Source organism: Streptomyces sp. DSM 116795, from assembly GCF_055792905.1.
Genome location: NZ_CM147707.1, coordinates 1,457,157 through 1,479,345 on the forward strand (window position 1 = coordinate 1,457,157; position 22,189 = coordinate 1,479,345).

Here is a 22,189-nt window from a genome sequence, read left to right on the forward strand (position 1 = left end):
GCCGGTATGACCCCGCCCGTATGACCCCTCGGGCGCCCGCCGGGTACGGGGTGGCCTACCCGCGCCGCCCGGTGCCCCGCCGCAGCCTGGCCCGTACGGCCCGCTGGGTGACCGGACCCAGCTCTTCCAGCACGCCGACCAGCCCCGACAGCTGCTCCAGCGCGTCCAGGGCACGCTGCGCGCCCTGCTCGTCGACGCCCTCGTAGAGCTCCAGCCCGACGAAGCCCGCCGCCACCGCACGTGCGAGGCCGGGGGCGTCGACGAACTCGGCGATCGGCGAACCGGCGAGAACCCGGGCCAGCACCTGCTCGATCTCGTCGATCCACAGGGCGAGTCCCGCGGCGGTGGCGGGGGCGAGCCGCGGCTGGGTCTGGGCGCCGGAGAGGAGCTGGGCGAGGACGGCGACATTCCCGCTGACGCGCTCCTCGGCGTGCAACTCCCGCCCGAGCGCGAGCAGTTCGGCCAGGCTCTGCACCTGGGCGAGGCGTTCGCGGTAGAGCTCGACCCGCTGCTCCGCGCCGTACCGGCAGGCCGCGGCCAGGAGTTCGTCGACGCTGCCGAAGTGGTAGAAGACCAGCGCCTGGTTGACCCCGGCCGCAGCGGCGACGGTACGGGCGGAGGTCTTCGCATACCCGTGCTCGGTCACGGTCCGCAGCGCACCCGCCAGCAGCTTCGTGCGCGTGTCCGCGCCCACGGCCACAGCGCCACCTCCGATCAGATCCGGACCGTACGGCCGCGAGTATGGCACACCCATTGAGCGAGTGCTTAAACTGAGAAACACGTTTGAGCGACCGCTCAAACGGCTTGCGCCCACGAAGGGGGAACCGATGAAGATCGTCATACCTGGGGGTACCGGTCAGGTGGGCGGGATTCTCCACCGCGCCCTGACCGCCTCCGGCCATGAGGTCGTCGTTCTGAGCAGAAGGCCGGTCCGCGACAGTGACGTTCGCTGGGACGGGAAGACGCTGGGTACGTGGGTGGACGCCATCGCAGGCTGTGACGCTGTGATCAACCTGGCCGGACGCAGCGTCAGTTGCCGTTATACGCAGGCCAATCTCCAGGCGATGATGGACTCTCGCGTGGACTCCGCCCGGTTGGTGGGCCAGGCCATCGCCGCCGTCGACAGGCCTCCCCGTGTCTGGCTTCAGATGAGCACCGCGACCATCTACGCCCACCGCTTCGACGCACCCAACGACGAGGCCACCGGCATCCTTGGCGGCACCGAGCCCGACGTTCCGGACTACTGGGCGTACAGCATCAAGATCGCGAAGAACTGGGAGCGCGAACAGGCGCGAGCCCGAACTCCGCACACCCGCAAGGTCGCCCTGCGCTCAGCCATGGTGATGAGTCCCGACCGCGGTGGCATCTTCGACGTCCTGCTGCGACTGGCACGGCTGGGGCTCGGCGGCCCGGTGGCCGGAGGTGAGCAGTACGTGTCCTGGATACACGACCACGACTTCGTCCGTGCGGTGGAGTTCCTGATCGAGAAGGACGAGCTCACCGGGGCTGTGAATCTCGCCGCCCCTGCTCCCTTGCCGCAGCGCGCGTTCATGCGCGCGCTGCGTACTGCCTGGGGGGTCCCGCTGGGTCTGCCCGCGACGAAGTGGATGGCACAGCTCGGCGCGTTCGCGCTTCGCACCGACACCGAACTCCTGCTGAAGAGCCGCCGCGTCACGCCCGGCCGTCTCCTCGAAGCCGGCTTCGCATTCGACCACCGCGAATGGCCGCGGGCCGCCGCCGACCTCGTAAGCCGAGTGCGCGCGGACCGGTCCACCGCCTGAAGCCGCAACTGCACACCGCCGGCCGACGATGCCGCCCGCAGCACTCGCACCGCCCGTATGCGCATGCGCAGAACCGCAGTTCAGGAGGCTTTCGCGGCCGGGCCGCACTCGGAAGCCGTCCCAGCCTCAGGCCGGGTCGTCGTTGGCGTCTGTTGAGTGCTGGGACCAGTTGCGCGCGCGCAGCGCCGTCGGTGACAGGCCGGTGGCCTCCTTGACCTTGCGCGCGAAATGGAAGCTCGTCTTGAAGCCCGAGCACGCCGCGATCGATCCGACAGGCAGCCCCGAGCTGGTCAACAGCTCGATGCCGTGAGTGACGCGTCGGTCCCACACGTAACGCATGGGTGTGGTGTTCATGTGCTCACGGAACAAGCGCACCAGGTGCTCAGGGCTCACCCTCGCGACTGTGGAAATGGTCGTCAGGCTGATGTCGCTCTGGACATTGCGGTGGATGAACAGCCGGGCGTCCTCGATGGGCGCCGGCAGCGCAGCGGGCAGATTCTCGAACTCGGCGATGAAGCGCCACAGCAGTGCCGTAGCCAGCGCGTCGACCAGTGCGCCTTGGGCGGTGAGGCGGGTCTGCTCGGTGATCAGAGCTTCGCGCGCCATGTACGTCAGGGCGGAGGACAACGGTCTGGTGGGGCGCAATGCCTCCAGCCACCGGTTCATCTGTGGGGTGAGCTCGTCAAGCTCACCGCGTACGAGCGTCTGGCGGGTCTCGGCGCCCTCGGCGAAGCCGATCACCTCGGTGTGCCCGGGCAGCAGGATGCACATCTGCCCCTCGGGGACGGCGTACGGGTCGCGGTCGTCTACCTGCACGACCATCGTTCCGGCATGGATCAGCATCAGCTGAACATCGCCCTGAAGGCGGGGCCCGATTCGGGAGCCGGAAGGGTGGACGACGCTGCGGACCACAGAATTGACGATTCTCAGGCGTCGGGAAGCGGCATCAATTCCAGACACAGGCTTGCTCACCCTGGCCATGTTACCGGCGCATTTCCGGTGGTGAGATCTCGGCATGAACGAGATTGAGACACAACTTCTCGTGGTCGGCGGTGGCCTGGGCGGCGTCTCTGCCGCCCTGGCCGCGGCGCGACGTGGCGTGAGCGTTGTCCTGACCGAGCCGACCGACTGGCTCGGCGGCGTCCTGACGACCCAGGGGGTCCCCCCGGACGAGCACGTGTGGATCGAGCAGTTCGGCTGCACAGCCACCTACCGCGAGTTCCGTGAGGCTGTTCGCTCCTACTACCGCCACCACTACCCCTTGACCGAGGCGGCCCGCAGCACGGTGGCCTTCAATCCCGGCTCCGCCAAGGTCTCCGACCTCTGCCACGAGCCGCGCGTGTCCCTCGCCGTAATCGAGGCTCTCCTCGCCCCGCACCGGGCATCCGGGCGCATCCGGGTGCTGATGGAGCACGAGCCGGTTTCCATGACGAACACGGACGATCCCGACACACTGGAGTCGATTGCTCTACGCAATCGTCGTAGTGGTGATCTTGCGACGGTGAGCGCTACCTGGTTCGTCGATGCAACGGAGACCGGCGACCTGCTGCCGCTGGCCGGCGTCGAGTACGTCACCGGCGCCGAGTCGCGGGACGTCACCGGTGAACCGCACGCTCCGGAACTGCCGGCCCCACTCAATATGCAGCCGATCTCGGTGTGCCTCGCCCTCGACCACGTCGAGGGTGGGGACTTCACGATCGCGCGCCCCGACAGCTACGAACACTTCCTGACCTCTTCGGCGACGGACTGGCCGGACGGCCGGCTATCGCTGACTGCGCCCCATCCCAAAACGCTCGCGCCCTCGCACCACACGTTCTTGCCGAACCCCGTCGAGGACCACACGCTCATCCGCCCGGACTACGCGGACCAGCGGGTGGGGCGCATGGACCGCAATCTGTGGACTTTCCGCCGGATCGCGGCAGCGCAGAACTTTCTGCCCGACGCCTACGAGTCCGACATCACGTTGGTGAACTGGCCGCAGGTGGACTACTGGGACGGTCCGATCTTCGATGTTCCCGCGGAGCAGGCCGAGTTCCACCTGAACCGGGCCCGTGAGCTGTCGTTGAGCCTGCTGTACTGGCTGCAGACCGCCGCTCCCCGTCCCGATGGCGGCATTGGCTGGCCGGGGCTGCGTCTGCGTGGCGATGTGCTGGGCGACAGCCCCGATGGGCTGGCCAAGGCGCCTTACATCCGCGAGTCGCGTCGCATCGTGGCCGAGCACACGATCGTCGAGCAGGAGATCTCCCTGGAGATTCGCGGGGACCGCGGCGCCGTGCAGCACCGCGACAGCGTCGGGGTCGGCATGTACCGCATCGACCTGCATCCCTCCACCGGCGGCGACTCCTACATCGACATCGGCTGCTGCCCTTTCGAGCTGCCCCTGGGCGCGCTCATTCCCGTACGGATCACCAACCTGCTTGCCGGCGCGAAGAACATCGGCACCACCCACATCACCAACGGCGCCTACCGGATGCCCCTGGTGGAGTGGAACATCGGCGAGGTCGACGGCCACCTCATCGGCTTCTGCGCGGCCCGAGACGTCACCCCCTCCCAGGTCCGCGCCGACGACAAGCTGCTCGGCGAGTTCCAGGCCGAGCTGGACGCCGTCGGCGTCGAGCGGCACTGGCCGAAGATCGTCGGCTACTGACGACCACCACTGAAGCGCGTCGGCGCTCGGCCTGCGTTCCAACCTGCGGCCTGCATTCCAACTTGCCGACCAGCAATGGACCTCGTAACACCCCAACCACGCCGTACGAAGAAGTGAGGCGGACCATGCGTAGAACCAAGACCGTCGTCGCCGCGACGACGACCGCCGTCATCATGGCGGGAGCTCTCGGCGCCTGCTCAACCTCGAAAGGCAGGGCGACCAACGCCGCCGGAGAGATCGAGATCACCTGTGCGACCTGCCAGGAGTCCACCACCGACCCGTTCCTGCAGTTCAACTTCGAGGCTGCACAGCGCTTCAACGAGGCCAACAAAGGCAAGTACCGCGTCAAGACGCTGCAGAACGCGAACGCCGGCTCAGGGGACGCAAGGCTGCAGTACTACCAGCGCCTCGCACTGGCCAACGACCTGCCCGACGTCTTCCAGCTGAACAACACGGAGATCAAGTCGTTGTCGAGTACGGGCAAGCTGCACGACTTCGCGCCCGACCTCAAGGCCGACGCGAAGTGGGCCGCCTCGTTCCAGCCCCGCGCCTTCGACGCGTTGTCGGGCGAGGACGGACAACGGTGGGCCATTCCGCAGCAGCAGGATCCCATCGGGATCTTCTACAACAAGAAACTCCTGGCAAAAGTGGGCTACGACTCGTTCCCCACCACCTGGGACGACTTCGAGGCAATGGCCGCCAAGCTCAAGGACGCAGGCGCGACCCCGATTGCACTCGACGGGGACTGGGCGACCCTTTTGATGTGGTCCAACCTCATCGGCACGCAGCCGGCAGGCCGTGACTTCCTCAGCTCTGAGATCGCCACCAGCAAGGACTGGTCGACCAACAAGGCCGCCGTCAAGGCCACCGAGCGCCTTCGCGGCTGGCAGGCCAAGGGCTATGTGAACGCCGACTCCTTCTCCGGCGACTTCCAGAACGCCGCCTCGAAGTACCTGGCCGGCAAGGCCGCGACCGTCCCCAACGGGCCATGGTTCGTCAAGACCAACCTGAAGTCGGCAAACGCCGCAGGAGGGCTGTACGACGACACCGAATACGCCCCGTCCCCCGGATGGGACGCCGGACGAGGGCTGATCGTCGTCTCGGGCGCCGGCTGGGTGTCGGGTACGAACGACCAGACCAAGCTCGAAGCGGTGGGCGCGTTCGTGAGGTTCATGTCCTCCACCGACGAGGTCGTCGAACAGGCCAAGGCCACGGGCTCCAACCCACCCGTCAAGGTGCCCGCCGCCACCGTCAAGGCGGGAGGGCTCGAGCCGCTCAGCTCGCGCCTGGTCACCCAGATCCCCCGGGTTGCTAAGACCTTCCCCCACGCACGGGTCCACGCACCGGGGGGCATCGATGCGGCGTGGAAGAACCTGTGGCCCGCCTACGTCAAGGGAAAGATGGATACGAAGGCCTTCTTGTCGCGCCTGGCCACCGACTCCGCGGCGGGGAGCTAGCTGTGAGAACCACGCACCAGGTTCGGCCGCGGGCGCCCAAGCCCACGGCCGGACCGCGTATCCCCACCGGCATGCATCGCCACGTCGCCGTCTCGATCCTGCCGGCCCTCGTCTTGTTCGCCCTGTTCTTCCTGGTGCCGCTCGTCGTGCTGGCCGTAACGGCGTTCTCCCGCTGGGGCGGTGTCGACTTCGCGTTCACCGGACTGGACAACTACCGCCAGCTGTTCTCCGACCCGGTGTTCTGGAAGGCCGCGGGCAACACGCTCTTCTACTGCGGCGCATCCATGGTCATCCAGGTGCCACTCGGCGTGGCAGTCGGCATGATCCTTGCCATGAAAGTGCCGGGCTGGAAGCTCTTCCGCACGATCATCTTCATCCCGTTCGTCATCTCTGGGGCCGCGTACGCGTTGGTGTTCTCGATGTTCTACAACCCGTCCTACGGCCTGCTGAACAACCTGCTCGCCCCCGTCACGGGCGGCCAGCACGACTGGCTGTTCAACAGCGGTACCGCCCGGTGGGCTGTGGCCGGCACATTCGTGTTCATCATCGGGTTCGTGGTCGTGGTCGTCATGGCGGAGGTGGCCTCGATCCCCACCGAACTCCTCGAAGCCGCCGAAGCGGACGGTGCGAGCCTGATCCAGCGCCAGCTGTTCGTCGTCCTGCCGCTGCTGCGCAACATCATCGGAACTGTCATCCTCGTGCGGCTCCTGGTCGACATCGGCATGTTCGACCTGGTCTACATCCTGACTTCCGGCGGCCCGAACGACGCCACCACCACTCTCGCCCTTTACGCCTACCGTGCCTACGTGCACGGGCAGTGGGGCTACGCCAACGCCGTCGGCTCCGTGATCTTGATTCTGGGCGCGACGCTCATCGTCACAGTCCGGCGAGTCTTCCGGATCGGAGAGCGAGCCCTGTGACCGCCACCCCGCCTGCCACGACGTCGACCACCGACGCCCGCCGACGTAGCGTGCGACGCACCCGTCCGCGCTCGTGGGCCCTGGTGCTCGTTTACGGCTTCCTTACCGTGGTCACGCTGCTGTCGCTGCTGCCCACCGTGTGGGTGATGCTGTCTTCCTTCAAGACGGGCCCGCAGGTCTACTCGGGCAAGGGGTTCTTCCCCTCTCCTGCGACCTTCCAGGGCTACATCGACGCGTTCACTGAGATCCATCTGCACACCTACGTGCTCAACACGCTGCTGTACGCGACCGGTGGCACGATCGGCGCCGTCACCGTGGCGTTTCTGGCCGCCTATCCGCTCGCCCGCTACGCATTCCTCGGCAGGAACTTCCTCGTCGCCATGTTCGCCCTGGCCCTGGCCATCCCATTGGTGGGGCTGGCGACACCGGTGTTCTTCGTGGTGCGCGAGCTTGGCATGTTCGACTCCCGCATCGGGTTGATGATCTTCTATTCGGCGCTGGAGCTGCCGTTCTCCTTCATCGTGATGCGATCTTTCCTGCTGTCGTTGCCCCAAGAGATCGAAGAAGCCGCCCTCATGGACGGCGCCGGGTACTTCACCACCCTGCGGCGGATCATCCTGCCGCTGTCGCGACCGGCCATCGCCACTGTGTGTGTCGTGGCGTTCGTGAAGATCTGGAACGAGTTCTTCTTCGCCAATCTGCTCACCGTCACTCAGTCCAACCACAACGTGCAGCTGGCCTTGGCCGGCTTCGAGTCGCAGTTCGGGTACAACGTCACCGGCGCCATGGCCGGGGCAACCGTCATCATGCTGGTCCCCATCGCACTGTTCCTCGTCCTGCAGCGCCAGGTGATCGCCGGCCTGACCGCAGGAGCCGTCAAATGAGCAGCACCCCGATCCGGCAGTCCTCTTCCGGCCCGCCTGGCCTCTGCGAATACGGCGTCGTGCCCACTGCTCGGTGTTGCCGCGACCGTTCATCCACGCCACCGCAGAGTCGAGCATGTCCAGAACGGCCTGCGCGTCGGCCGGACTTCCCCGTCTGATGCGTATGCCATACGTGGCGTCGTTCACGGCGGAAGCTCAGCCAGCACCGGCGGATCACGGGCAAGCCCTGATCACAGCGGTCGTGACAGTGCCGTGAGCGGCTCCGGAGCGAAGTACGCGATGCGCGGCAGGGACCGTGCCTCGGCGAGGCCGCGTGCTCATAGTCCGGTGCGACCGGTCGCCCAATACGGCTGGGTGCGGATGGCACGTCGGTCGAACCCGTGCCGCGTGCGCAACGCATCGCGTTGCCGCTGTATCGAGCCGCCGTGTCCGGCGAGATACACGGTCTCGGGAGAGAGTGCGCGGAGGTGCCGGCCGGCTTCGCCGAGCCACTCATCGAGGGCGGCACCGGGCTCCTCGACTGCGGGCAGAACGACTGCTTCGGGGAGCATTGTGCGTACGTAGTCACAGTCCGACGGCTCGGCCTCGACGGCGACCAGCAGGCGCGCATCCTCCGCGTTCGCGCGTTCAGCGAGTGCCGCCATCAGCCCCAGCGTGCTCGCGTCCCCCATGGCGAATGCTGAACGGGGCGAGTTCCAGCGGAAACTTCTCGCGGACTCCAGCCCGCACCAAATGATCTCGCTGCCCGGCGCAAGCGATTCGATCAGCCTGAGTCCGGGGGCATCGGCGCGGCCGTGGTGGTGAATCAGGACCGTGGCTGTGCCGGCGTCAGGGTCGTGCGACTCGGGCGTGTAGTGGCGGAAGTCGTTGGCGCGTACGCGGAACGCGGTGACATCGCACGGCGAGACGGTCCGGGACTTCAATGAAGGGCTGTGAAAGGTGATGCGCAGCAGCGAGGGAGAAGGCCGTTCAACGGATGTCACCTCCGTACTGAACCCGCGACGCTGAGCGTACTCAGCGAGAACCTTCGGAACTCGGGCCATGCGTCGCCCCCTTGGCGTGACTACGGGCAAGGTCATGTTAGGTTAGCCTAACCTAATCACGCCACGTCCGCGTGGCTACCCGCTCTCTCCGACCGGCTGCCATGGGAGAACTTGGATGCGCCCCTTCCGCACCCGTGCCACAGAGCCGACGCCCGCCGAACGCGTGCGGTCGATCCTGGTCGCGGCCCATTCGATGACGGTCGCGAGCGACGGGCTTCATGCCGAGGTGCAACGACTCCACGGCACGGAGGCGGTGGGCGGTTTCCACCTTCACGCGCCCCCCGAAGTCCCTCCCCCCGGCGACGGGATGCGAGTCCCGGTGCGACTGCAGCTGACCGACATCGCACCCACACCGGTGCGCGACCGCGTACGGGCTCGAGTCACCTTGACCGGAATGCTGTCGGCCCCGTTCGACCCGGAGGGCACAGCGAGCACCTGTATGGAGTTCGGCCAGGCGGTCCTCGAAGACTCCCGCGCACGAGAGTTCGTAGCGCTCGACGCACTGCAGGCCACGGCCCCGGATCCCTTGGCCACCTGCGAGGCGAGCATGCTGACGCATCTCTGGGACGACCACGGCGAATGCGTTCCACCGCTTCTGCGTCTCGTGCGACCGCAGCCGGACAAGGGCATGTTGCGCGCTGTTCCGGTGGCACTGGACCGGTACGGCATGACATTGCGCCTTGAGTACCCCGACGCCCACCGTGATGCCCGGCTGCCGTTCACGACACCGGCAAAGGATCCCGGCCAAGCCGACTCCCGGATCCAGGCCCTGCTGGACGCTGCCCGCCGCACTTCCCGTCCCAACCACCTGCTGAGTTGATCCCGGGTCCGCGGGACGTGCCACCACACGCACCGGCAGGTACCGCGCGTACCCGATCATCGGCGGCGCCCTCATCCCCGTCGGCCTCTTCCTGCTCGCGCAGCTCGAGACGCGAGACCATGACCCAGCAGGCAGGTGCCGCTGCCGGACTCGGAGGCGGCAGCGGGCAGCCCGCCCAACTCGACGCGGCATCGCTGGAGCGGCTGCCTGCCCCGGTGCGTGAGGTCTACGAACACACGGTGGCCGACGGCACACATACGGTCTTTCTGGTCACCGGCGCCACGGCCCTGCTCTGCTTCCTCGCCGCGTGGTTCATCAAGGAGGTACCGCTGAGGGGCGGCGATCAGACGGCAGATGACGAGTCGGTGCCGTCCACGGAGCCCGAGAGGAGCGGTGCCCGGGTGTCAAGGCCTGGGCTCAGCGCCCGCAGCGCACATTTATGCACATCGGCGGAACTGCAGATCAGGAGCCCTTCGCGGCCGGTTCCAGAATCGCAACGCACTCCAGATGGTGCGTCATCGGGAAGAGATCGAAAGCGCGCAGGAAGCGCGGCACGTACCCCGCGTCGCGGAAGTAGTCCAAGTCGCGGGCCAGCGCGGCCGGATCGCACGCCACATAGCCGACGCGGCGCGGGCCCAGCCCCGCGATGTGGCGCACCGTCTGCCTGCCCGCGCCCGCGCGCGGCGGGTCCAGGACGACGAGGTCCGCCTCGGCGATGCCCGTGCGCGGCAGTACGGACTCGACCTTGCCCTGCTCGACGCGGGTCCTCGGGAAGTCGGCGAGGTTGTGCCGGGCGTCCTCCACGGCCCGCTTGGACGACTCGATGCCGAGTACGGCCCCGCTCTCGCCGACGCGGTCGGCCAGGGCGCCCGCGAAGAGCCCGACCCCGCAGTACAGGTCGAGCGCCATCTCCCCCTTGCGCGGCGTGAGTCCGCGCATCAGCGCGTCCACGAGCAGCTCCGCCGCCTGCGGGTGCACCTGCCAGAAACCGCCGGCGCCCACCCGCCACGTACGGCCGTCGGCGCGCTCGCGCACGAAGTCACGGCCGTGCACGCGGTGCAGGACACCCTTGTCGCTGCCGCGCTCCCCCGCCCTCAACACCGAGACGGGACGGTCCAGTTCGACGATGGGCAGACGCCCGCCGGGCTTCGGTGTGAGGACGACCTGCCGGTCCTGCGAGCCGGTGGCAGCCGTCGCCTCGACCCCGGCCATCTGCGGCCACTCGCGGCGCTCGACGCCCAGTTCCTCCACGCCCGGGGCGGCGATCAGGCAACGGTCGACGGGCTCGACCTCGTGCGAGCGGTGCCGCCGCAGCCCCGCACGCCCCTCGTCGTCCACCGCGAACTGCACACGGGTGCGCCACGCCGGGACCTCCCCCGCGGGCACCTTGTCGCCCGGCGCCGGCTCGACGGTGCCGTCCCACGAGACGTCCTGAGGGGTCAACTGCGCCAACCGCCACAGCTGTTCGGTCAGCACCTCGCCCTTCATGCGCCGCTGCGCACCGGGCTTGGTGTGCTGCCAGTCGCAGCCGCCACAGCGGCCCGGCCCTGAGAAGGGGCAGGGCGCGGGGATGCGGTCCTTCGCCGCCTCCAGCACCTCGACGGCGTCCGCGCGCAGGAACCGGGAGTCCTCGCGGCCCTCGGTGACGCGCGCGACGACGCGCTCGCCGGGGAGCGTGTGCCGTACGAACAGCACCCGCCCCGCCTCCGTACGGGCGACGCAGTGCCCGCCGTGCGCGACGGGGCCGATCTCGACCTCGTACTCCTCGCCCACGAGCGAGGGGGCAAGGGCGTCTGCGGGGGTTTCGGACGGCATGACGGGTGAGCTCCAGAGGTACGGGATCGAGGCGCCGGCTCGGCGGCCGCCCGGACGGCGGCGCGATGGCGGCGCGATGGTGCGAACGCGCGAACGCGGGGGCAGCGGTGCAGTCTACTGCCCGTCGCCGCCCGGCTTCCCGGTCGTCGTGCCCCCGCCGCTCCCTCCGCTGCCCGGGCCGGTCCCGCCGCCACCGCCGCCGTTCCCGCGTCCCGCTCCCGGACGTGCCGTGGGCCCGCGCCGTACGGAACCGGGCGCGGCCCAGTCCGCGCGCTTCTTGAGGCGCTTGCGCGCCACCTCGGAGGACTCCAGCTGCCAGGGCACGGAGGTCACCATCACGCCGGGCGTGTAGAGCAGCCGGCCCTTGAGGCGCAGCGCACTCTGGTTGTGCAGTAGCTGCTCGTACCAGCGGCCCACGACGTACTCCGGGATGTAGACGCTGACGACGTCTCGCGGGTTCTCCCTGCGCAGCCGCTTGACGTAGTCGATGACGGGCCGCGTGATCTCGCGGTAGGGCGAGTCGAGGATCTTCAGCGGCACGTCGATGCCCGTCTCCTCCCACTCCCTGCGCAGCTGTGCCGTCTCCTGGGCGTCCACGCTGATCGTGAGGGCCTCCAGCGTGTCCGAACGCATCAGCCGGGCGTACGCGAGCGCACGCAGCGTCGGCTTGTGCGTCTTGGAGACGAGCACGATGGAGTGCACACGGGAGGGACGTACGCGCTTCTCGTCCGGGTCGTCGGCGGCGAGTTCCTCGGCGACGAGGTCGTAGTGCCGGCGGATCGCGGTCATCACGCCGTAGAAGAGCAGCATGCCCAGCAGCGAGACCCACGCGCCGTGCGAGAACTTGGTCACGAGTACGACGACCAGGACGAGCCCCGTGCAGAAGGCGCCGAAGGCGTTGATGGTCCTGGAGCGGTACATGCGGCGCCGCGCCGTCACGTCGTTCTCGTCGGAGAGCAGCCGGTTCCAGTGCCGGACCATGCCGATCTGGCTGAGCGTGAAGGAGACGAAGACGCCGACGATGTAGAGCTGGATGAGGCGGGTGGAGTCGGCGTTGTAGACCACGACGAGTATGGCGGCGGCCCCGGCCAGCAGCACAATGCCGTTGGAGAAGGCGAGACGGTCGCCGCGGGTGTGCAACTGCCGCGGCAGATAACGGTCCTGGGCCAGGATCGAACCGAGCAGCGGGAAGCCGTTGTAGGCGGTGTTGGCGGCGAGGAAGAGCACGAGCGCGGTGGCGGCCGCGAGGAAGATGAAGGGGAGGGTGCCGTCGCCGAAGACCGCGGCGGCCACCTGCGAGATGACCGGGTTCTGCGTGTAATCGGAGCCGGCGGGACGCCCGTTGATGAGCAGGTCCGTTGCCGGGTTCTCCGCCATCTTCACGTCGGTGGCGAGGGCCAGGACGATCACGCCGCCGAACATGACGGCCGCGATCAGGCCCATCATGGCGAGGGTGTTGGCCGCGTTGCGGGACTTGGGCTTGCGGAAGGCGGGCACTCCGTTGCTGATCGCCTCGACGCCCGTCAGGGCGGCACAGCCGGAGGAGAAGGCCCGCAGGAGCAGGAAGGCGAGGGCGAACCCCGTGAGTCCGCCGCTCTCTTCGGCATGGATCTCGAAGTCGGCCGTGGGCGCCCGCATGTCCTCGCCGAGCACGGCCCCGCGTATGACGCCCCAGAGGATCATCGCGAAGACGCCCACCACGAAGCAGTAGGTGGGGATGGCGAAGAGCTTGCCCGACTCCCGTACGCCGCGCAGGTTCATCAGCGTCAGCAGCACGATGATGACGACGGCCACCAGGGTCTTGTGCTCGACGATGAACGGCACGGCGGAGCCGAGGTTCTCCACCCCGGAGGAGATGGACACGGCGACGGTCAGCACGTAGTCGACGAGCAGCGCGCTCGCGACGGTCAGCCCGGCGCGCCTGCCCATGTTCGTCGTGGCGACCTCGTAGTCACCGCCCCCCGAGGGGTACGCGCGTACGTTCTGCCGGTACGAGGCGACGACGGTGAACAGCAGCACCACGACGGCGACTGCGATCCACGGGCTGAAGTGGTAGGCGGAGACGCCGGCGACCGACAGGACGAGGAGAACCTCTCCCGGCGCGTACGCCACCGACGACAGCGGGTCGGAGGCGAAGACGGGCAGCGCGATCCGCTTGGGCAGCAGTGTTTCGGCCAGCCGGTCGCTGCGGAGCGCACGCCCGAGCAGTAGCCGCTTCGGGAGATGGGTCATCCTAGGCACGGGAGGGATCGTATGCGGTCGGTCGTGCGATCCTGAGACGGCCCGCTGTATGTGACGAGAGGGACGGGCGTGCATGTTGTGATCATGGGCTGCGGCAGGGTTGGTGCCGAGCTCGCACAGGCGCTGGAACAGCAGGGCCATACCGTCGCGGTCGTGGACCAGGACCCGACGGCTTTCCGCCGCCTGGGATCGGGCTTCGGCGGGCGCCGGGTATCCGGAGTGGGCTTCGACCAGGACACCCTGCGGGAGGCCGGGATCGAGGAGGCCGGCGCGTTCGCCGCCGTCAGCAGCGGTGACAACTCCAACATCATCGCGGCACGGGTCGCGCGGGAGATGTTCGGCATCGAGCACGTCGCGGCCCGCATCTACGACCCCAAGCGGGCCGAGGTCTACCAGCGCCTGGGCATCCCCACGGTGGCCACCGTCCGCTGGACGGCCGACCAGATGCTGCGCAGGCTGCTGCCCTCCGGCTCGGAGCCGCTGTGGCGGGATCCAAGCGGCGGGGTGCAGCTCGCCGAGGTGCACACCTCCTCGGACTGGGTGGGCCACCGGGTCAGCAGACTGCAGGAGGAGGCCGGAGTGCGGGTCGCCTTCCTCACCAGGGTGGGCGAGGCGATGCTGCCGACATCGGAGACGGTGCTGCAGGAAGGCGATCTGGTGCATGTGATGATGCGCAGCGATCAGATCGATCAGGTGGAGGCCGTCTTCGCGACGGGTCCCGAGGAGGGGCGCTCGTGACCGGCGTACGCACAGCGAACAGGGGACTTCTCCGATGAGGGTAGCCATTGCGGGCGCGGGCGCCGTGGGCCGCTCGATCGCGGGCGAGCTGCTGGAGAACGGGCACGAGGTGCTGCTCATCGACAAGGCACCGACGGCGATCTCGGTGGAGCGGGTGCCGCAGGCGGAGTGGCTGCTGGCCGACGCGTGCGAGATCACCTCGCTCGACGAGGCCGCCCTGGAGCGCTGCAACGTCGTGATCGCGGCCACCGGCGACGACAAGGTCAACCTGGTGGTGTCGCTGCTCGCCAAGACGGAGTACGGGGTTCCGCGCGTGGTCTCACGCGTCAACAACCCCAAGAACGAATGGCTGTTCAACGAGTCGTGGGGCGTCGACGTCGCCGTCTCGACGCCGCGGCTGATGTCGGCGCTCGTCGAGGAGGCCGTGAGCGTGGGCGACCTGGTACGGCTGCTGCGCTTCTCGCAGGGCGACGCGAACCTGGTCGAGCTGACGCTGCCGCCGGAGGCCGCACTGGCCGGGACGCGTGTGGGCGACGTGACGTGGCCCGAGGACACCGCTCTGGTCACCATCATCCGGGGCAACCGGGTGCTGGTGCCGGACAGCGACGACGCGCTGGAGGTCGGCGACGAGCTGCTGTTCGTGGCCGCGCCCGCGCGCGAGGAGCAACTGGAGGACCTGCTCTCGGTGCGCGGCGAACCGTCGTAGCCCCCCGCTTCCGTAGCCCGCGCCGGCGTCGTGAAAGCGCCGCGGCCCGGGGGCCGGGGGCCTGCTCAGCGGTGAGCGGCCGTCAGCGGCGGTGCCGTCCGCCCGGTCCGGCCCCGGAGCCGGGATCGTCCCGTACCCGTTCGGACTCGGCGAGCAGGGCGCGTGAGGCCTCGTCGGTGAAGTCGTCGCCGATCGCGGCGAGCGTTCTGCGCTGCTCCGCCTCCTGCTTCTGCCGCTCCTCGCGCTCCTTCTCGGCCTTCTCCTCCGCCTCCATCTCCGCGATGACGTTGATGGGCGCGGGGGCCTTCGCCAGGAAGATCCACGTCAGATAGACGGCAAGCAGGAACGGCGGGATCTTCAGCGCCACCGTGACCCAGCCGAACCGGGTGGTGTCTCCCCACAGGTACAGCGGGAAGAGGATGGCGGACTTGCCGAGCAGGATGAGTCCCCAGGCGTAACTGGCCTTCGTGTACGCCTTCTTGCGGCCCGGGTTCCTCTTCCGCCAGGAGAGGTTCTCCTTGAAGACCGGTCCGAGCACGAGCCCCAGCAGGGGCACCCCGGCGGCCGCAGTGATGATGTACGCGAGAGCCAGACCCAGCCCGTAGAACATGCCGGGCAGATAGAAGTCCTTGGCGTTGCCGGTCATCATCGCGAAGAGCACACCGAAGGCGACGCCGAAGACCCCGCTGAAGGCGTGCTTGACGGTGTCGCGGCGGACCAGCCGGAGGACCCCGAGCAGCGCTGAGATGGCGAGAGCCGTCAGCGCCGCGGAGTGGATGTCCTTGTTGAACGTGTACCAGGAGATGAAGAGCAGGCCGGGAAGGGTCGTCTCCACCAGGCCACGGAGCCCGCCGAAGGCTTCGAAGAGGGCGGCTTCGGTGACGGCGCGGGGGGCGACCGCCGCACCGTCGGCCCCGTTCCCGGCTTCGGATCCCGTTCCGGCTTCGGGGCCTGTACCGGTCCGCGCTCCGGCTCCGTCCGCGGTCGGCTTGTCGAGGGGGGTCACCCAGCTACTCCTGTCCGAGGGGTCGCAACTCGTACTTCGGGTTGAACATCACCGGGCGGCCGTGATTCATCGATATCCGCCCCCACGCCGTCAGGCTGCGGCCCGGCTCGATGCCCGCGATGGCGCGGCGCCCCAGCCAGACCACGTCCAGGGCGGCGGAGCCGTCGAACAGCTCCGCCTCCAGCGTCGGCACCCCGGCCCGCGGGCGCAGGGTGACCGTGCGCAGAGTACCTGTCACGCGAACGATCTGACGGTCGCCGCATGCCGCGATGCGGGTGCAGCCGGTGCTGTCGGCCTCCTGCCGCAGCTCCTGCGAGTGCAGATCCTCCTCGGACGAGGACAGCCGCTCCAGGAAACGCTTGAAGCGCCCGCCTTCACCGCGCTGTGCCTTCTCTGCTCGGGTGGCGCCACTCATGCCTGCAAGCGTACCGGTGCGGCCGGTCGCCCATGGGGCCCGTGGCCGTAGCACGGGGAGACGGCGTCCCCGACGCCGACGAGCCGCCGCGGCCCGCTTCCTGCGGGCACGCGGCGGCTCGTTCCGTCTTCCGTCATCCGGTGCGGCGGGACCGCGGTGCGGTCGTGGCGTGGAGCGGTCAGCGCACCTCGGTGATCTCCGGTCCGCGCTGCAGCTTGTCGAGGCCGCCCGCGAAGCGCGAGCCCTCCTCGACGGTCTCCTGCTGGACGCCGTCCGGCACCATCTGGGCGTCCTCCGGCAGCTTGAGGACGATCGGGTCGCGCGGAGCCATGGGCGACTCCCCGCGCACGATGACCGTGTCGCGGAAGACCTGCTCCAGCAGCCCGCCCGTCTGCGGCTGGACCGCGCCCTGCCCGGAGATCACGCCCCGCAGGAACCAGCGCGGACCGTCGACGCCGACGAAGCGCACGACCTGGACCCCGTTCGTACCGTCCGGGAGCTGCACCGGGACCTGAGCGCGCAGCTCCCAGCCCAGCGGGCCCTCGACCTCGTCGATCACGCCGCCCTGCTTGGTGATGCCGGTCGCGATCTCCTCGCGTACCTCTTCCCAGAGGCCCTCGCGCTTCGGGGCGGCGAACGCCTGCAGCTGGAGTGCGCTGTCCTGCACGACGAGCGTGGCGGCGACGATCGACTCGCCGGCGACCTCGACGCGCAGTTCCATGCCCTCCACGCCGGGTACGTAGACACCGCCGAGGTTCACACGGCCGCTGCCCGGATCAGTGACCTCGCTGACGTCCCAGGGACCGTCGGGGCGGGGCGCCGGCGGCAGCTTCACGCGCGTCGCTTCGGCGTCCGTGACCGCGTCGGCGGAACCGGCATCCTCGGCCTCCTGCCCGTACGAGCCGAAGTCGTCCGAGGTGCCCGTCTCAGGCTCTTCGCTCTTCTTGCGACGACGTCCGAACACGTCACTGTCCTCTCAGGTCGGAATGCCGGTCGGCTCCGACCGGAACGTAGTCATTCTGATGTGCGGCGGCCTCGCTGTGACCGCCTGTGGAGCCGAATCCCCCCGCGGCCCGCGCCGAGCCCGGCAACTCCGCCACCTCGTGGAAACGCACCTTCTCCACCTGCTGGACGACGAGTTGGGCAATGCGGTCGAGACGCTCGAACCGCACGGTCTGGCGCGGATCAAGATTGGCCACGATCACCTTGATCTCTCCACGGTACCCGGCGTCGACGGTTCCGGGTGCATTGACCAAGGAGACGCCGCAGCGGGCGGCCAGCCCGGAGCGCGGGTGCACGAACGCCGCGAAGCCCTCGGGGAGCGCGATGGCGATGCCCGTGGGCAGTACCGCGCGCTCGCCGGGTGCGAGTTCGGCAGCCTCGGTCGTGACGAGGTCGCAGCCCGCGTCGCCGGGGTGTGCGTACGCGGGAACGGGGACGCCCGGGTCCAGGCGCCGCAGCATGACGTCGACGGGCGTCCCGTTCACGGGTTCACCTCGAAAGCCCGTGCGCGCCGGACCTGGTCGGGATCGGCCATGGCGGCCTGGATCTCCTCGTCCCGCCCGTGGTCGGTGAAGTGCTCGACGTCCACCTTGATGAACAGGGCCTCGGCGCGCACGGCAACGGGTCCGTCTGGGCTGCCGATCCTGCCCGTCGCCCTGGTGAAGACCTTGCGGCCGTCCACGGCGGCGACCGCCGCGCTCAGGTGGAGCACGGTGTCGACCGGGACGGGGCGGACGAAGTCCGTCTGCAGGTGTCCCGTCACCACGATCATGTGCATGAGCCAGCCGAGCGAGCCCATCGTCTCGTCCAGTGCCGTGGAGAGCACGCCGCCGTGTGCGAGTCCGGGAGCGCCCTGGTGTACGGGACGCACCCTGAACTCGGCGGTGACGTCCACGCCTTCGCCGGCCCTGACCTCCAGGTGCAGGCCGTGCGACTGTGCGCCGCCGCAGCCGAAACAGTGCTCGTAGTGGGAGCCGAGAAGCTCTCCTGGCGCCGGGGCGTCGGGGTGCCGTACCGCTGCGGCGGCGCCGGACGGCGGCGTCAGCGGTGTCTTGGGCGGATCGGGGCGGCCCTCGGTCTCGGGCGCGTTCCGCGGTCGGGCTGTACTCACGTGTGCAGACCTTACCGCCGGGTTGCCGCCCAAGGGCGCCGAAGGCCCGCGGATCCCGCCCGTGGGCAGCCGGCGGCGCGTGACAGGCTGGGCGCATGGTTGCTCGGGAACGGCCCTACGACGAACGCCTCACGGCTCCCCGCTCCTGGTGGCTCATCGCCGCCCTCACCGGTGTCGGGGGCGCGCTGGTGATGCTGCCCCTCGGTGTGCTGCCGATGCTCGGCGGGCTGGCGGCGGCGGGCGTCCTGGCCGCTGTGGCCGTCAGCTCGTACGGCTCCGCGCGCATCCGCGTCCTCGGGGACTCGCTCGTCGCGGGAGACGCACGCGTACCGCTGTCGGCGCTGGGAACGGCGCATGTGCTGGACGAGGAGGAGGCCTTCGCCTGGCGCACGCACAAGGCGGATCCGCGTGCGCACATGCTGCTGCGCAGCTACATCCGGACCGCGGTGCGTGTGGAGGTGACGGATCCGGCCGATCCGACGCCGTACGTCTTTCTGTCGTCGCGTACGCCGAAGCGACTGGCCGACGCGCTGGCCTCGGCCGCCTCCTCCACCGCCGCGGAACCGCGACCGGGGCAGGAATGACGTTTCCGGGGCCCTGGAGAACTGCACTGGGCGTTGCGAGCCGCACGGCGCCTTGAAGGGCCTGAAGGGCCCGCGAGGGCTCGCGGGACGCAGGGCCCGCCCAGGCGCGGAGTCAGTCCGCGGAGGGCGGCAGGGCGGGCCTGCCGGCCGGTCCGGTGCCGTCCCGGCGTGCGCCGCCGTCGAGCGGCAGCACCTCCCAGCCGTTGCCGGAGGCACGCAGGTCCTCGCGGATCTTCTCCGCGATCTTCTTGGTGTCCCGGCTGTTCATGACCGCGCCGACCGCGGCGCCGACCATGAAGGGCGTCAGGTTGGGGAGATTGCGCACGGTGCGCTTGAGCAGCTGCTGCCGCAGCTCGCGCTTCATCTGGCCGCCGAGGGCGGCGTTCAGCGTGGTGGGTCTGGTGATGTCGATGCCGCGTTCGGAGGTCCACGCCCCGAGGTAGGCGGCTGCCCGCTGCTTCACGTTGCCGGGCGGACGGTGTCCGTACACCTCGTGCAGCTCCGCGATGAGCTTCAGCTCGACGGAAGCCACACCGACGATCTCGGCGGCCAGCTCGGCGGGCATCGCCGGCGGCACCGGCAGCATCGCGGCGGCTCCGACCCCGGCTCCGACGGTCGCCGAGCCGCGCACCGCTCCGGCCACCAGCTTGTCGGCGATCTCCTCCCGGCCCAGGCCGGGGAACTGGTGGCGCAGCGTCTCCATGTCCCGTACGGGGATACGCGGAGCCGTCTCGATCACACGGTCGGCGACGAGGCCCAGGAAGGCGCGCACCCTTCCGTTGCCGCGCTGCTTCACCGTGTCTTCCTCGTTCGCGTCAGCGCGCACCTCGACGTCGCTGCCCCCCGCTGCGCCGCCGCCCCCCTTGCGCGGCCACGGCAGACGCGAGCGTTGACGCGACTTCGCGGGGACAGGCACGAGCGAGGTCCGCTGGTCGGGCTCGCCTCGCTCGTCGTCACGCGTGTCGTCCGCCACTACGGCAGCCCCGCTCCGCTCAGGCCGCGCAGTCGCGGCAGACGGGCTGGCCGTTCTTCTCAGCGGCGAGCTGCGACCGGTGATGGACGAGGAAGCAGTTCATGCACGTGAACTCGTCGGCTTGACGCGGCAGGACCCGTACGGACAGCTCCTCGTTGGAGAGATCCGCGCCGGGCAGCTCCAGGCCTTCGGCCTGCTCGAACTCGTCGACGTCGACGTTGGACGCCGACTTGTCGTTCCGCCGGGCCTTCAGCTCCTCGATGCTGTCTTCATTGACGTCGTCATCGGTCTTGCGTGGGGTGTCGTAGTCCGTTGCCATTTCGCTCTCCCCCTCTGGGTTTCTTTGGTGTCTCCAGCGCACGTAACGCGTGAGAGGCCGGACTTGTGCCCGACCTGAGGCGGAGATTTTGCCTCACATCAAGGTCTGTTACTCAATCGACACCCAACCGCGCCCCTGAAGAGGTGATCGCGTCGGCTGCCGAGGAGGACCTTAAACGGTCCCCTGCTCGCGCTGCGCGCACGCACCCCGGGTACTGCCCACGATCTCCACCTGCGGAAACCTGGATTTTCCGGTAATTCTTCCCGTAACGAGATCACCGTGGGTGGGCAGCGGGAAAATCGCGTGTGTGATCGATCACAGACCCGTCCGGTGTGCGCCGCCGGACAAAATTCCGCATATAGCGAACCCGGGCAGTTACCCTCGCGGGCCCGGTTCCCCGGAACCGTCTGTGCATGCCCCGGTACGGACGCCGCTGCGGAAACTCAGACAGGCAGCACGACGCGCAGCGCAAGGCCGCCCTCCTCCCGCCCCTCCGCGGTCACCGTGCCGCCGTGCGCCCGCACCACCGAGCGGACGATCGACAGGCCGAGCCCCACTCCCCTGTCGCTGCCCGTACGGTCCCCGCCCAGCCGCCGGAAGGGCTCGAAGAGGTTGTCGACCTCGTAGGCCGGGACGGCCGGGCCCGTGTTCTCGACCAGCAGCATCGCGTGGCCGGGCAGGGGCTCCGTGGCGACGGAGACCCATCCGCCCTCCTGGCGGTTGTAACGCACCGCGTTCTGCACGAGGTTGAGGGCGACGCGCTCCAGAAGCACCCCGTTCCCCTGTACGTACACCGGCTGCCGCGCTCCGCGCAGCTCGACCCCCTTGCCGTCCGCCTCAGCGCGCACCTGCTCGACGGCGCGGCCGGCGACCTCTGCGAGGTCCACGGGCTTGCGGTCGACGATCTCGTTCTCGCTGCGCGCGAGCAGCAACAGCCCTTCCACCAGCTGTTCGCTGCGCTCGTTGGTGGCGAGGAGGGTCTTGCCGAGCTGCTGCAGGTCCTGCGAGGCCTCCGGGTCGGAGAGCTGGACCTCCAGCAGCGTGCGGTTGATCGCGAGTGGCGTGCGCAGCTCGTGGGAGGCGTTCGCCACGAAGCGCTGCTGGGCGGTGAAGGCGCGGTCGAGCCTGTCCAGCATCTCGTCGAAGGTGTCCGACAGCTCCTTCAACTCGTCGTCCGGGCCCTCCAGCTCGATCCGCTTGTGCAGATCCGAGCTGGCGACCTGGCGTGCGGTGCGGGTGATGCGTCCCAGCGGCGAGAGAACCCGCCCCGCCATCACGTAACCGAAGGCGAAGGCGGCCACGGCGAGGCCGAGCAGCGCCATCAGGGAGCGCTGCAGCAGCTCGTCCAGGGCGACGGCGCGCTGTGCGTCGGTGCATTCGCCGAGCCGTTCCATGAACTGCTCGCTCGGCAGCGTGCCCGTCAGGCCGGGGCAACTGTCGGAGGTGAGCTGTGCGTTGGCGTTGAGGATGCGGAAGGGAAGCTTGCTGCCCTCGTGCAGCGCCTCGGCCGCGAGCAGATAGATCAGGGTGAGCAGCACCATTCCCGCGATGAGGAACATGCCGCCGTACAGCAGCGTGAGCCGTATCCGGATCGTCGGACGCAGCCAGGGGTACGGACGAGCGGGCTCCCCCGGGTCCCAGGTGGGCTTCGGCGGCGCCGAGGCGGGCCCGGACGAGGGCTGCTGCCGGGGCTCCGCCGGCCCCGAGGGGGTCGTGTGGGCGGCCAT

The 22,189-nt window shown here is 69.2% G+C and carries 22 protein-coding genes and 1 pseudogene; 9 read left to right on the forward strand and 14 right to left on the reverse strand.

From position 1 onward, the window contains the following. Positions 1 to 55: 55 nt before the first annotated feature. Positions 56 to 694, reverse strand: a complete 639-nt coding sequence (locus ACSMXX_RS06225) for a TetR/AcrR family transcriptional regulator (protein WP_473183041.1) — start codon at positions 692 to 694, stop codon at positions 56 to 58. 133 nt (positions 695 to 827) lie between these two features. Between ACSMXX_RS06225 and ACSMXX_RS06230 the strand changes: the two genes are divergently transcribed. Further along, on the forward strand, positions 828 to 1,781 hold the full coding sequence (locus ACSMXX_RS06230) for a TIGR01777 family oxidoreductase (RefSeq protein WP_473183042.1): 954 nt from the start codon (positions 828 to 830) through the stop codon (positions 1,779 to 1,781). A 126-nt stretch (positions 1,782 to 1,907) separates the two neighbouring features. Here the strand turns inward: ACSMXX_RS06230 and ACSMXX_RS06235 are convergent, their stop codons facing one another. Then, a complete protein-coding gene (locus ACSMXX_RS06235; protein WP_473183043.1) occupies positions 1,908 to 2,753 on the reverse strand; it encodes a helix-turn-helix transcriptional regulator in 846 nt (281 codons plus the stop codon). 43 nt (positions 2,754 to 2,796) lie between these two features. On the opposite strand from ACSMXX_RS06235, the gene ACSMXX_RS06240 reads away from it, so the two are divergent. The 4 genes from ACSMXX_RS06240 (at position 2,797) to ACSMXX_RS06255 (ending at position 7,689) form a co-directional block, all read left to right on the forward strand. Then, positions 2,797 to 4,428: an FAD-dependent oxidoreductase gene (locus tag ACSMXX_RS06240; protein ID WP_473183044.1), complete on the forward strand. Its 1,632-nt coding sequence runs from the start codon at positions 2,797 to 2,799 to the stop codon at positions 4,426 to 4,428. Between the two features lie 125 nt (positions 4,429 to 4,553). After that, positions 4,554 to 5,885, forward strand: a complete 1,332-nt coding sequence (locus tag ACSMXX_RS06245) for an ABC transporter substrate-binding protein (protein ID WP_473183045.1) — start codon at positions 4,554 to 4,556, stop codon at positions 5,883 to 5,885. A gap of 71 nt (positions 5,886 to 5,956) precedes the next feature. Then, positions 5,957 to 6,805, forward strand: coding sequence for a carbohydrate ABC transporter permease (locus tag ACSMXX_RS06250; protein ID WP_473183046.1), 849 nt, complete (start codon positions 5,957 to 5,959; stop codon positions 6,803 to 6,805). Continuing rightward, on the forward strand, positions 6,802 to 7,689 hold the full coding sequence (locus tag ACSMXX_RS06255) for a carbohydrate ABC transporter permease (protein WP_473183047.1): 888 nt from the start codon (positions 6,802 to 6,804) through the stop codon (positions 7,687 to 7,689). The genes ACSMXX_RS06250 and ACSMXX_RS06255 overlap by 4 nt, the downstream gene beginning before the upstream one ends. A 31-nt stretch (positions 7,690 to 7,720) precedes the next feature. Here the strand turns inward: ACSMXX_RS06255 and ACSMXX_RS06260 are convergent. Together ACSMXX_RS06260 and ACSMXX_RS06265 are read right to left on the reverse strand one after the other, a co-directional pair. Further along, positions 7,721 to 7,875 (reverse strand): annotated as a pseudogene (locus tag ACSMXX_RS06260) (GNAT family N-acetyltransferase); the annotation flags it as partial. 131 nt (positions 7,876 to 8,006) lie between these two features. Then, positions 8,007 to 8,672: an SIP domain-containing protein gene (locus ACSMXX_RS06265; RefSeq protein WP_473183048.1), complete on the reverse strand. Its 666-nt coding sequence runs from the start codon at positions 8,670 to 8,672 to the stop codon at positions 8,007 to 8,009. Positions 8,673 to 8,847: 175 nt separating this feature from the next. Here ACSMXX_RS06265 and ACSMXX_RS06270 point away from each other — a divergent pair, with 175 nt between their 5' ends. Further along, positions 8,848 to 9,552, forward strand: a complete 705-nt coding sequence (locus tag ACSMXX_RS06270) for a DUF2470 domain-containing protein (protein WP_473183049.1) — start codon at positions 8,848 to 8,850, stop codon at positions 9,550 to 9,552. 462 nt (positions 9,553 to 10,014) lie between these two features. Here ACSMXX_RS06270 and ACSMXX_RS06275 read toward each other — a convergent pair whose 3' ends face one another. Together ACSMXX_RS06275 and ACSMXX_RS06280 are read right to left on the reverse strand one after the other, a co-directional pair. Then, positions 10,015 to 11,367 (reverse strand): class I SAM-dependent RNA methyltransferase, encoded by a 1,353-nt coding sequence (locus ACSMXX_RS06275; RefSeq protein WP_473183050.1) that lies wholly within the window; start codon positions 11,365 to 11,367, stop codon positions 10,015 to 10,017. 114 nt (positions 11,368 to 11,481) lie between these two features. Beyond that, positions 11,482 to 13,599, reverse strand: a complete 2,118-nt coding sequence (locus tag ACSMXX_RS06280) for an APC family permease (RefSeq protein ID WP_473184659.1) — start codon at positions 13,597 to 13,599, stop codon at positions 11,482 to 11,484. Between the two features lie 78 nt (positions 13,600 to 13,677). Between ACSMXX_RS06280 and ACSMXX_RS06285 the strand changes: the two genes are divergently transcribed. Beyond that, the gene (locus tag ACSMXX_RS06285) at positions 13,678 to 14,346 is read left to right on the forward strand and encodes a potassium channel family protein (protein WP_473183051.1); all 669 of its coding nucleotides are present in this window, start codon (positions 13,678 to 13,680) and stop codon (positions 14,344 to 14,346) included. Positions 14,347 to 14,380: 34 nt separating this feature from the next. Beyond that, a complete protein-coding gene (locus ACSMXX_RS06290; RefSeq protein ID WP_079123449.1) occupies positions 14,381 to 15,052 on the forward strand; it encodes a potassium channel family protein in 672 nt (223 codons plus the stop codon). Positions 15,053 to 15,134: 82 nt separating this feature from the next. On the opposite strand, the gene ACSMXX_RS06295 is transcribed toward ACSMXX_RS06290, so the two are convergent. The 5 genes from ACSMXX_RS06295 to ACSMXX_RS06315 all read right to left on the reverse strand — a co-directional run bounded on the left by ACSMXX_RS06295 (position 15,135) and on the right by ACSMXX_RS06315 (position 18,520). Continuing rightward, the gene (locus ACSMXX_RS06295) at positions 15,135 to 16,058 is read right to left on the reverse strand and encodes a DUF3159 domain-containing protein (protein WP_473183052.1); all 924 of its coding nucleotides are present in this window, start codon (positions 16,056 to 16,058) and stop codon (positions 15,135 to 15,137) included. A gap of 4 nt (positions 16,059 to 16,062) precedes the next feature. Further along, positions 16,063 to 16,473, reverse strand: a complete 411-nt coding sequence (locus tag ACSMXX_RS06300; protein WP_473183053.1) for an OB-fold nucleic acid binding domain-containing protein — start codon at positions 16,471 to 16,473, stop codon at positions 16,063 to 16,065. 178 nt (positions 16,474 to 16,651) lie between these two features. Further along, positions 16,652 to 17,437 carry a DUF3710 domain-containing protein gene (locus ACSMXX_RS06305; protein WP_473183054.1) on the reverse strand — a complete coding sequence of 262 codons (786 nt, stop codon included), beginning with the start codon at positions 17,435 to 17,437 and terminating at the stop codon, positions 16,652 to 16,654. A gap of 1 nt (position 17,438) precedes the next feature. After that, the gene (dut, locus tag ACSMXX_RS06310) at positions 17,439 to 17,936 is read right to left on the reverse strand and encodes a dUTP diphosphatase (protein ID WP_473184660.1); all 498 of its coding nucleotides are present in this window, start codon (positions 17,934 to 17,936) and stop codon (positions 17,439 to 17,441) included. A gap of 20 nt (positions 17,937 to 17,956) precedes the next feature. Beyond that, positions 17,957 to 18,520 carry a PaaI family thioesterase gene (locus tag ACSMXX_RS06315; protein ID WP_473184661.1) on the reverse strand — a complete coding sequence of 188 codons (564 nt, stop codon included), beginning with the start codon at positions 18,518 to 18,520 and terminating at the stop codon, positions 17,957 to 17,959. A gap of 161 nt (positions 18,521 to 18,681) precedes the next feature. On the opposite strand from ACSMXX_RS06315, the gene ACSMXX_RS06320 reads away from it, so the two are divergent. Then, positions 18,682 to 19,170 (forward strand): DUF3093 domain-containing protein, encoded by a 489-nt coding sequence (locus tag ACSMXX_RS06320; protein ID WP_473183055.1) that lies wholly within the window; start codon positions 18,682 to 18,684, stop codon positions 19,168 to 19,170. A 112-nt stretch (positions 19,171 to 19,282) separates the two neighbouring features. On the opposite strand, the gene ACSMXX_RS06325 is transcribed toward ACSMXX_RS06320, so the two are convergent. The 3 genes from ACSMXX_RS06325 to ACSMXX_RS06335 form a co-directional block, all read right to left on the reverse strand. Next, positions 19,283 to 19,966, reverse strand: coding sequence for a hypothetical protein (locus ACSMXX_RS06325; protein ID WP_473184662.1), 684 nt, complete (start codon positions 19,964 to 19,966; stop codon positions 19,283 to 19,285). A 196-nt stretch (positions 19,967 to 20,162) separates the two neighbouring features. Next, positions 20,163 to 20,462: a DUF4193 domain-containing protein gene (locus tag ACSMXX_RS06330; RefSeq protein WP_473183056.1), complete on the reverse strand. Its 300-nt coding sequence runs from the start codon at positions 20,460 to 20,462 to the stop codon at positions 20,163 to 20,165. Positions 20,463 to 20,905: 443 nt separating this feature from the next. Next, on the reverse strand, positions 20,906 to 22,189 hold the full coding sequence (locus tag ACSMXX_RS06335) for a sensor histidine kinase (RefSeq protein ID WP_473183057.1): 1,284 nt from the start codon (positions 22,187 to 22,189) through the stop codon (positions 20,906 to 20,908).